Annotated in this window: 8 protein-coding genes; 7 read left to right on the top strand and 1 reads right to left on the bottom strand. The window is 69.8% G+C overall.

The annotated features are described in order from the left end of the window. Positions 1 to 544 precede the first annotated feature (544 nt). Positions 545 to 1702, top strand: coding sequence for a glycosyltransferase family 4 protein (locus ACWGIC_RS43710; RefSeq protein WP_452081839.1), 1158 nt, complete (start codon positions 545 to 547; stop codon positions 1700 to 1702). Between the two features lie 13 nt (positions 1703 to 1715). Here ACWGIC_RS43710 and ACWGIC_RS43705 read toward each other — a convergent pair whose 3' ends face one another. Then, the gene (locus ACWGIC_RS43705) at positions 1716 to 2330 is read right to left on the bottom strand and encodes a uridine kinase (RefSeq protein ID WP_452081838.1); all 615 of its coding nucleotides are present in this window, start codon (positions 2328 to 2330) and stop codon (positions 1716 to 1718) included. 53 nt (positions 2331 to 2383) lie between these two features. Here ACWGIC_RS43705 and ACWGIC_RS43700 point away from each other — a divergent pair, with 53 nt between their 5' ends. From ACWGIC_RS43700 to ACWGIC_RS43675, 6 genes are all read left to right on the top strand, one after another. After that, on the top strand, positions 2384 to 2791 hold the full coding sequence (locus ACWGIC_RS43700; protein WP_452081837.1) for an SRPBCC domain-containing protein: 408 nt from the start codon (positions 2384 to 2386) through the stop codon (positions 2789 to 2791). Positions 2792 to 2816: 25 nt separating this feature from the next. Further along, positions 2817 to 4046 (top strand): cytochrome P450 family protein, encoded by a 1230-nt coding sequence (locus tag ACWGIC_RS43695; protein WP_452081836.1) that lies wholly within the window; start codon positions 2817 to 2819, stop codon positions 4044 to 4046. 45 nt (positions 4047 to 4091) lie between these two features. Further along, a complete protein-coding gene (locus ACWGIC_RS43690; protein ID WP_452081835.1) occupies positions 4092 to 5378 on the top strand; it encodes an adenosylmethionine--8-amino-7-oxononanoate transaminase in 1287 nt (428 codons plus the stop codon). Positions 5379 to 5518: 140 nt separating this feature from the next. Continuing rightward, a complete protein-coding gene (locus ACWGIC_RS43685) occupies positions 5519 to 7693 on the top strand; it encodes a bifunctional SulP family inorganic anion transporter/carbonic anhydrase (protein WP_452081834.1) in 2175 nt (724 codons plus the stop codon). A gap of 85 nt (positions 7694 to 7778) precedes the next feature. Next, positions 7779 to 8504, top strand: a complete 726-nt coding sequence (gene bioD, locus ACWGIC_RS43680) for a dethiobiotin synthase (protein ID WP_452081833.1) — start codon at positions 7779 to 7781, stop codon at positions 8502 to 8504. A gap of 614 nt (positions 8505 to 9118) precedes the next feature. Further along, positions 9119 to 9718, top strand: a complete 600-nt coding sequence (locus ACWGIC_RS43675; RefSeq protein ID WP_452081832.1) for a DUF2567 domain-containing protein — start codon at positions 9119 to 9121, stop codon at positions 9716 to 9718. Positions 9719 to 9846 lie beyond the last annotated feature (128 nt).

The following is a 9846-nucleotide window of genomic DNA, read 5'->3' as shown; positions in this document are numbered from 1 at the left end:
AGGGCCACCTTGTGGTAATCAGATTCCCTCAAGGTGGCCCTCACGGACATCTCAGCCACACCACCCGCCACAAACCCGGACGATGCCCCGTGCCCTCGCTGGAGAGCTGCGCGCGACGGCTACTGAGAAAACCCCAATGGGGTCTGTTTATTGCTTGACCGGACGTTCTCGCCCGGACGTTCTCGCCCGGGCGGGCCCGCCCGGGCGTGGTGCTGCCCCGGTGTTGTTCGCGGGGAAGGTCAATGGGGCCCGTGGGTTGCCTGGCCGGACGTTCTCGCCAGGGCGAGGCTGCTTTGCGTGGTGCTGACCCGGTGTTGTTTGCAGGGAAGGGCAAAGGGCCCATTTGGGTTGCTTGACCGACCGTTCTCGTCGGGGCGGGGCCGCTTAGCGCTGTGCCGCCCCAATGTTGCTGGCGGGGGGAATTGCTCGCCGGGTTCGCTCGGAAGCGCGTCGGGTTGCCTGGCCGGACGTTCTCGCCTTACCGGGACGAGCGCCGCTCCGGTGTCGCGTCTGCGGGGCAATCGCTCGTCGGTAGCCTGCGGGGGTGCTGAGGACCCTGCTCGTGACGAACGACTTCCCGCCGCGCCCCGGGGGCATCCAGAACTACCTCAATTCGCTGGCCACCCGGCTGCCCGCGGACGACCTCGTCGTCTACGCGCCCTCCTGGGAACGCAGCAGCGGTTCGCACGTCGAGTTCGACGCGGCCGCGCCGTTCGAAGTGGTACGCCATCCGACGTCGCTGATGCTGCCCACGCCCGACGTCCTGCGCCGCGCGAAACAGATCATGCGTGCCCGCGACTGTCAGGCCGTCTGGTTCGGCGCGGCGGCTCCGCTCGCGCTGCTGGGGCATCCGCTGCGGCAGGCTGGCGCGCGCCGGATCGTCGCTTCCACGCACGGCCACGAGGTCGGCTGGTCGATGCTGCCCGGCTCGCGGCAGGCGTTGCGGCGCATCGGCGAGACGGTCGACGTGGTCACGTACGTCAGCAAGTACACGCGCAACAGGTTCGCTGCGGCGTTCGGCCGGCACGCTGGGCTGGAAATGCTGCCGAGCGGCGTCGACACCACGGTTTTCGCGCCGGACCCGGCTGGCCGGGAGGAAATCCGCGCCCGGCACGGGCTCGGCGACCGGCCGACCGTCGTGTGCGTTTCGCGGCTCGTCCCGCGCAAGGGACAGGACATGCTGATCTCCGCGCTGCCCGCGATCCGCGAGCGCGTGCCCGGTGCGGCGCTGCTGCTGGTCGGCGGTGGTCCGTATCGCAAGCGCCTCACCCAGTTGGCCGCAGCGCTCGGCGTGACCGACGACGTGGTCTTCACCGGCTCGGTGCCCTGGGAGGAACTGCCCGCGCACTACAACGCGGGCGACGTCTTCGCGATGCCTGCCCGCACGCGCGGCAAGGGGCTCGACGTGGAGGGCCTCGGCATCGTTTACCTGGAGGCGTCCGCCACGGGGTTGCCGGTGGTCGCGGGAACGTCCGGCGGCGCACCGGAGGCGGTGCTGGACGAGGTGACCGGCCACGTCGTCGACGGCCGCGACCCGGGACAGCTCGCGGAGACTCTGTCGGCCCTGCTGTCCGACCCTGTCCGCGCCCGCAGGATGGGCGAGGCGGGCCGTTCGTGGGTCGCTGAGAACTGGCGCTGGGACACGATGGCGCGACGGCTGTCGACGCTCCTGGACGGCGATCCGGTCGCGGCGGTGCGCTGAGGCGGAACGACGCTCAGGGTTCGTAGATCGCCGGGTGGCGCGGGTCGTCCACGCGGACCACGACGTCGGCGAGGGCGCTCGGGTCGACTTCGTTTTCGTAGCGTTCGTAGGCGGGCAGTGCCCATTCGTCGGCGACCCGGCGGCGCAGCGCACCCGGCGAAAGCCACAAATGCACCACGAAATCGAACGCCAATCCCGCGCCCAGCAAGAATTCCCCGTCGACCAGTACGACGCCGCGGTCCGGGACCGGGACGCGCGGCAGCCGGGTCGCGCGGTCGCGTTCGGCGTCCCACAGCGCGGGCAGCACTTCGCCGCTTCCGTCGTCGGCGAGCGGGTCCAGGACTTCCCGGCGCAGACCGCCTAAATCGAGCCAATCGGTATACCGCGCGTCCGGATTTTGCTTTCCGTGCTCGAAACGGAGTGACGCTGGTCGCAGAAAGCCGGCGGCGGGCACGTGCAGCGCGGCGCGGCCGAGCAGCTTCAGCGGGCCGGTCAGCGCCTCGGCGAGCGGGCCCGTTCCGGCCGCTCCGTCGATCGCGACCGCGATTCGTCGGCGGTGGGTGAGCGCGTCGACGCGCTCGGTCAGCTCGGCGGCGAGCGCGTCGGGAGAGATAGGGCGGTAGCGCACGATCGCATGATCCCGCACCGGTTTCCGTCGGTCCCCGATGCCATGATGGCGGCATGGCCAACGAGGAGGGCAAGACCGGGCGGAGTGGTTGGGAGACAGCGGTTTCCCGCACGATGCCGTACCCGGGCAGCCGGGTGTGGGAGTTCTTGGTGGGGGACGGGGTGGAGATCTGGCTCGGCCCCGGCGTCGAGCTGCCGCGCGAACGCGGGGCCGGATACGAGACCGAGCACGGCACGACCGGGGAGATCCGCAGTTACGCCGAGGACCGGCTGCGGCTCACCTGGCGTCCGGCGGACTGGGACCACGATTCCTTGCTGGAGCTGGAGGTTTCCGATCTCGGCAAGCGCAGCACGCTGAAGATCCGCCAGGAGCGGCTCGCGGACGTGGCGGAGAAGGCCGAGCAGCGGGCATATTGGAAGCAAGTGGTCGAGCGCGTCGAGGCGGCATTGGCCGAACGCTGACCGAACTGCACAGGGGGATCCAGCAGTGAGCGTCGACGAACACACCGAGGAACTTCCTTTCGCGGACGAGGAATTCTGGCAGAACCCGCACGAATGGCTGGCGCAGCGGCGCGAATCCGGCCCGGTGTGCCCGATGACCGCCCGGCGCGGCATCCCGTCCTACCTGGTCAGCGGATACGAGCAGGCGCGTGAGCTGCTCAACGATCCTCGGGTCAGCAAGGACAGCGCCGAAGTGCAGCGGGTGTACGCGGTGAAGGTCGGCCAGGAGGTCGAGGTGCCGGACTTCGGCAACCTGCTCACCCGGCACATGCTCAACAGCGATCCGCCTGCGCACACCCGGCTGCGCAAGCTGGTGAACAAGGCGTTCACCGCGCGCACCGTCGCCCGGCTGCGGCCGCGGATCCAGGAGATCGCCGATTCGCTGCTCGACGAGATGGCCGGGCACGAGCAGGTCGACCTGGTGCAGGCGTTCGCCGAGCCGTTGCCGATCACCGTCATCTGCGAGCTGCTCGGCGTGCGGATCGAGGACCGCGGCGAGTTCACTGCCTGGTCGCACACGCTGCTGTCGTTCTCCGAGGACCCGGAGGCCCAGGCCGTGGCGGCGCGCGAGATGCAGGAATACCTGCAGCAGCTGGTCGAGAGCAAGCGCGCCGAACCGGCCGAGGACCTGTTGTCGGACCTCGTGCACGCCAGCGACGAAGGCGATTCGCTTGACGCGGACGAACTGATCTCGATGGCGTTCCTGCTGCTGGTCGCCGGGCACGAGACGACGGTCAACCTGATCGCCAACGCCACGTTCGCGTTGCTGCGCGCGCCCGAGCAGGCGGAGAAACTGCGTGCCGACCCGAGCTTGCTGCCCGGCGCGGTCGAGGAGTTCCTCCGGTTCGACGGGCCGATCAACTTCGCGACCCTGCGCTTCACAGTCGAGGAGATCGAGGCGGGCGGCGTCACCATCCCGACCGACGAGTTCCTGCAGATTTCGCTGCTGTCGGCCAACCGCGATCCGGAGAAATTCCCCGACCCGGACAAGCTCGACGTCACGCGCCCGCCCGGCGGGCACCTCGCGTTCGGGCACGGGATCCACTACTGCGTCGGTGCGCCGCTGGCCCGGCTGGAGGCGCAGATCGCGCTCGGCTCGCTGCTGGAGCGGTTCCCGAAGCTGAGTTTGGCCGTGCCGGCCGAACGCGTCGTCTACCGGCCGAGTTCGCTGGTGCACGGCGTGCTGGCGCTGCCGGTGCGGCTGAACGGGGCGTAGCGGCTGTCACTGCGGCTCCGCCCGCCGCCCGGTTAGGGTCGGCGGGTGGAACCCAGTGCTGCCGATCTCCTCGCCCTCGACGCCGCGCACGTCTGGCATCCCTACGCGCCGATGCCGGGCCGCGTGCCGCCCCTGCTCGTGGAAGAGGCGAGCGGGGTGCGGTTGAAGCTCGCCGACGGACGGGAACTGGTCGACGGCATGTCGTCCTGGTGGGCGGCTGTGCACGGCTACCGCCACCCGGTGCTCGACGCCGCGCTCGCGGAGCAGGCCGGGCGGATGAGCCACGTGATGTTCGGCGGGCTCACCCACGAACCGGCGATCACGCTCGCCAAGACTCTGGTCGACCTGACGCCGGACGGGCTCGAGCATGTCTTCCTGTGCGATTCGGGCTCGGTGTCGGTCGAGGTCGCGGTGAAAATGTGCCTGCAGTACCAGCGTTCCCGCGGGCTGCCCGGCAAACACCGGCTGCTGACCTGGCGCGGCGGCTACCACGGCGACACGTTCACGCCGATGAGCGTCTGCGATCCGGACGGCGGCATGCATTCGCTGTGGCGCGGAGTGCTGCCGGAACAGGTTTTCGTGCCCGCGCCGCCGTCCGGGTTCGGCACTCCGGTCGATCAGTCCTATGTGGACGAATTGGCGAAAGCGATCGAACAGCACGCGGACGAATTGGCCGCGGTGATCGTGGAACCGGTCGTGCAGGGCGCGGGCGGCATGCGGTTTCACCATCCCGGTTACCTGCGTGCCCTGCGCGAGCTGACTCGTGAGCACGACGTGCTGCTGGTGTTCGACGAGATCGCGACCGGATTCGGCCGTACCGGAAGGCTTTTCGCGGCCGAGCACGCCAGCGTGACGCCCGACGTGCTGTGCGTCGGCAAGGCGCTCACTGGCGGCTATCTCACGATGGCCGCCGCGTTGTGCACGCCCGAAATCGCCGACGGCATCACTCGCGGCGAGCTGCCGGTGCTCGCGCACGGCCCGACGTTCATGGGAAATCCGCTGGCTTCGGCGGTCGCCAACGCTTCGCTCGGCTTGTTGGCTGAAGGCCGCTGGCGGAACGATGTCGCCCGGATCGAGACCGCGCTGCGGCAAGGGCTCGAACCGGCTCGAGAGCTGCCGCACGTCGTGGATGTGCGAGTGCTGGGTGCGATTGGCGTGCTGCAGCTCGATCACGAGGTGGACATGGGCGTTGCCACCGAAGTGGTGACAGCCGAAGGCGCGTGGCTGCGGCCGTTCCGTGATTTGATCTACGCGATGCCGCCGTACATCAGCACCGACGCCGACCTGGCGGTGATCACGTCGGCGATGCTGGCCGCCGCGGCGAAGGCCTGAGGTTACTTCGGGTTTGGCGTGGCTGCGTGTAGTGGATCTTGCTGAGTCCTGCAACCCGATCGTGGGTAATTCGATAAAGATCCACTCCATAGAGTGGGACATAGCGGACATTTCACAGGAACCCCGGTTTCCTGGTCAGCATGAGACGACTTGCCGTGCTTCGCCACGACGTGCCCGCCTCGCTCGTGGTTTTCCTCGTCGCGGTCCCGCTTTCGCTGGGGATCGCCCTCGCGTCCGGCGCGCCGATCGTCGCCGGGCTGATCGCCGCCGTCGTCGGCGGCGTGGTCGCCGGTGCCCTCGGCGGCTCTCCGCTGCAGGTCAGCGGGCCCGCCGCCGGGCTGACCGTGCTGATGGCCGAGACGATTTCCACCTTCGGCTGGGCGGTCACCTGCCTGATCACCGTCCTCGCCGGGGCGTTGCAGATCCTGTTCGGCCTGAGCCGGGTCGCGCGGGCGGCGCTGGCCATCTCGCCGGCGATCGTGCACGGGATGCTCGCCGGGATCGGCGTCACGATCGTGCTCGGCCAGCTGCACGTGCTGTTCGGCGGGAAGGCGCAGAGTTCGGCGCTGGAGAACATCGTCCAGCTGCCCGCGCAGATCGCCGCGCACCACGACGCCGCCGCGCTGATCGGCATCCTGACCCTCGCCATCCTGCTGGCGTGGCCCAGACTTCCGGCGGCGGTGAGGAAAATCCCCGGCCCGCTGGCGGCCATCGCGGTCGCGACGCTCGTGTCGGTGGCGGCCGGGATGACGCTGCCGCGCGTCGAACTGCCCGGGGATCTGCTGCAGATCCGCTTCGCTCCGCAGCTGCCGGACGGCGGGTGGGGCCAGGTCGCGGTCGCGGTGGTCACGATCGCGCTGATCGCCAGCGTCGAGAGCCTGCTGTCCGCGGTGGCGGTCGACAAACTGCAGAACGGCCCGCGCGCCAACCTGAACCGCGAACTGATCGGCCAGGGCACGGCGAACATGGTGTCCGGCGCCCTCGGCGGGCTGCCGGTCACCGGCGTGATCGTGCGCAGCTCCACCAACGTCGCGGCCGGGGCGCGCACGCGGGCGTCGGCGATCCTGCACGGCGTGTGGGTGCTGGTGTTCGTGGTCGCGCTGGCCGGGGTGCTGAAGTCGATTCCGCTGGCCGCGCTGGCCGGGCTGCTCGTGCACGTCGGCGCGAAGCTGGTCAATCCCGGTCATCTGCGGCAGGTGCTGCGACACGGCGATTTGCCGCTCTACCTGGTGACCGTCGCCGGGGTTGTCGTGTTCGACCTGCTGACCGGCGTGCTCGCCGGGATCGTGCTGGCCGTGCTGCTGATGCTGCGCCGCACGGTGTGGTCGGGCGTGCATGCCGAGCACCACGGCGGCGAATGGCGCGTGATCGTCGAAGGCGTGCTGACGTTCCTGTCGGTGCCGCGGCTGACGAAGGTGCTCGGCACGATCCCGGAGGGGTCGAAGGTGACGCTGGAACTGGTCGCCGATTACCTCGACCACGCGGCGTTCGAGAGCCTTTCCGCCTGGCAGCAGGCACACGAACGGACCGGCGGCACGGTGGTCGTCGACGAGATCGGGCATCCGTGGTTCGCCATGGGCAAGGAAGGCCGTCCGACGCTCCGGCGCACCGCGGCGGCCGGCGCGATGCCGCGGTGGCTGGCCCCGTGGTCGGCTTGGCAGGCCGTGGACGTGCGGGTCCCCGGGCAGCGCACGCACCGGGGTGCGACGGAGTTCCAGCGCCGGGCCGCGCCGCTGCTCAAGGACGTCCTCAGCGGGCTCGCGCACGCGCAGGAACCGCACACGCTGTTCATCACTTGCGGTGATTCCCGGATCGTGCCGAACCTGATCACCACGTCCGGTCCGGGCGACCTGTTCACCATCCGCAACATCGGCAACCTGGTGCCGCCCGGCCAAGCCGATCCGTCGACGAACGCGGCGATCGAATTCGCGGTCGGGGTGCTGGGGGTGCGGGAAATCGTGGTGTGCGGGCATTCCTCGTGCGGTGCGATGGGCGCGCTGGCCAGCGGCCCGCCCGCGGACACCGCGCTGGCCACCTGGCTGGTGCACGCCGAACCGAGCCGGAAGCGCGCCGGGGCGGTGACCCTCGACGGGGAGCGGCCGGAGCTCGAGCCGGACCGGCTGTCGTTGCACAACGTCCTGCAGCAGCTGACGCATCTGCGGCAGTACCCGCTGGTGGCGGAGGCGGAAGCGCGCGGCGAACTGGCGCTGACCGGGCTGTACTTCGACGTCGGCGCGGCGCAGGTGTACCTCGCCGACCCGGCGACGGGGCAGTTCATGGCCGCGGGAGCGCCCGCGGCGGCCCCGGCCGGCTGATCCGGGCCCTCGCGCGTGCCTCCGGGTGCGCGCGAGGGAACCCCGAGTGTTGACATCGGGGAGCACGTCAATATCTTGATGGCTCGTGACGACGCTCGTGATGACCGGAACCGGGACCGACGTCGGCAAAACGGTCGCCACCGCGGCGATCGCGGCGCTGGCCCTCGCGCAGGGACAACGCGTCGCGGTGCTGAAACCCGCACAGACCGGCGTGCTCCCCGGCGAGGCAGGCGACCTCGCCGAGGTGGAACGATTGGCGGGCAAGGCCCTGACGGTCCGAGAACTGCGCCGCTACCCGGACCCGCTGTCCCCGGAAGCCGCCTCCCGGCGCAGCGGGCTGCTCGCCCTAGGCCCCGGCGAAATCGCCGCCGCCGCGAGCGAACTGGACGCCGCGCACGACCTCACCCTGGTCGAAGGCGCGGGCGGCCTGCTGGTCCGTTTCGATCAGCAAGGCAGCACCCTGGCTGATGTCGCCTGGTCTCTCGGTGCCCCGGTGATCCTCGTCGCCCAAGCCGGGCTGGGCACCTTGAACACGACCGCCCTGACTGCTGAAGTAGCGACCCGCCGCGGACTGAACGTCGTCGGAGTGATCATCGGCTCGTGGCCTGCTGAGCCGGATCTTGCCTCGCTGGAAAACCTCCGCGACCTGCCGGTGGCTGCCGGTGCTCCCTTGCTGGGGGTTCTTCCCGCTGGTTTGGGGGCGGCGGACCGTGACACCTTCGCCGACCAGGCCCGCCGGGGCCTGTCGCCATGGTTTGGCGGCGAGTTCGATCCCGAGGCCTTCACCTCCGCTGCCTACACCCAAAACTAGCCTGAGCTTTAGCGGTCTTTCCTCACCTCGCCCCCACCCAACCCGAGCCGAGAAATCGCTCCGGTTTCTGGACTGAGCGATCCGCTCGGCCCCCCGGGCCGAGCGGATCGGGAGGGAAGAAACCGGATGAAAGCGATTTCTCCGCCACGACGAAGTCGGGGCAATCAAACACAGTTCGGGGTGGGTTGGGAGCCTGTGGCTGAGTGGGGCTGGTGCACTGGGTGGCCTCGCTGGAGTTGGGTTCGGTGACGGGGTCGCCTGGTTTCGGGTGGGATGCGGGCTTGGGGTTGCCTTGGCTTGGGGGCCGGGTTGCCCGGTTCGGGTCCGGGGTGCGGGCTGGGGTCGCCTTGGCTGGGTGGAGTTGGGTGCCGGGTCGCTTGGCTTTGGATGGGCTGCGACCCGGGATCGCCCGGCTTGGCCAGGACCGGGCGTTTGGATCGCCTGGCTTGGCCGGAGGTGGGCGTTGGGATCGCCTGGCTTGGCTGGGTCTGCGAGCTGGGGTTGCTTCAAACCGCGAGCCGCGGCCGCCCATCTTGAGCACAACCAGTTACCCTCAGTCCGCACACGCGCGGGGACGCACGTGCAGAAGCGCGCGCTCAGGGAAGGGAGTCCCGGTGGTCGATTCCGCGGGCAAGGCGGCGCATCGGTCGTCTGCTGTTGCCGAGGGCTGGTCGGTGCCGGTGTTGTTTCCTCCGCAGCGTCCGCGTGTGGTGGTGAAGGCGGATCTTCTTCCTGCGGTGAGTGTTCTGTCCACGGCTGCGTTGCTGGGCATTCCGATGGGGTGGCTGTGGTCTCTGCTTGCCCCGGCCGAGCGGGTGCGGGTGATCAGCACTAACGGGCAGTTGGCTCCGTTGGAGCTGGAGAGCTGGCATCGGTTCGATGATCTGGCGGTGTTCGGGTTTCTCGCGATGGCGACGGGGCTGCTGATCGGGCTGGTGGTGTGGTTCCTGCGGGAGCGGCGCGGGCCGGTGGTGCTGGTGGCTGCGGCTGGCGGGGCGTTGCTCGCGGCTTGGCTGGGGACGCAGATGGGGCCGGCGTTCGCCAATTCGAAGTATTCGGTGGACGCGCCGCCTGCGTTGGGGGCGGTGATCGAGCAGGCGCCTCGGATCGAGACGGGGTGGGTGGTGCTGGCCGCGCCGTTGGTGACGTGTCTGGTTTATGCGTTGATGACGGCGTGGAACGGGCGGGAGGATCTCGGGCGGCGGCTCGGGTGAGTGTGCTGCGGCTAGCGGCGGCTCGTCGCCTGGCGGCGACATTGCGCCTTGGTGAGTTGGGGGCACCCCGAAGCTGATTGTGACGACGGCGCGGGGGTGCTTGTCAAGGCGGGAAAGATGCCTTGACA

It is taken from the genome of Amycolatopsis sp. NPDC054798, assembly GCF_053611505.1.
Note: the sequence above shows the minus strand (reverse complement) of the source record. Positions and strands in the feature narration are given on the sequence as shown.

Coding starts and splice junctions, on each gene's coding strand:
- ACWGIC_RS43685 (WP_452081834.1), top strand. CDS start 5,519: ATGAGACGACTTGCCGTGCTTCGCCACGACGTGCCCGCCTCGCTCGTG.
- ACWGIC_RS43700 (WP_452081837.1), top strand. CDS start 2,384: ATGGCCAACGAGGAGGGCAAGACCGGGCGGAGTGGTTGGGAGACAGCG.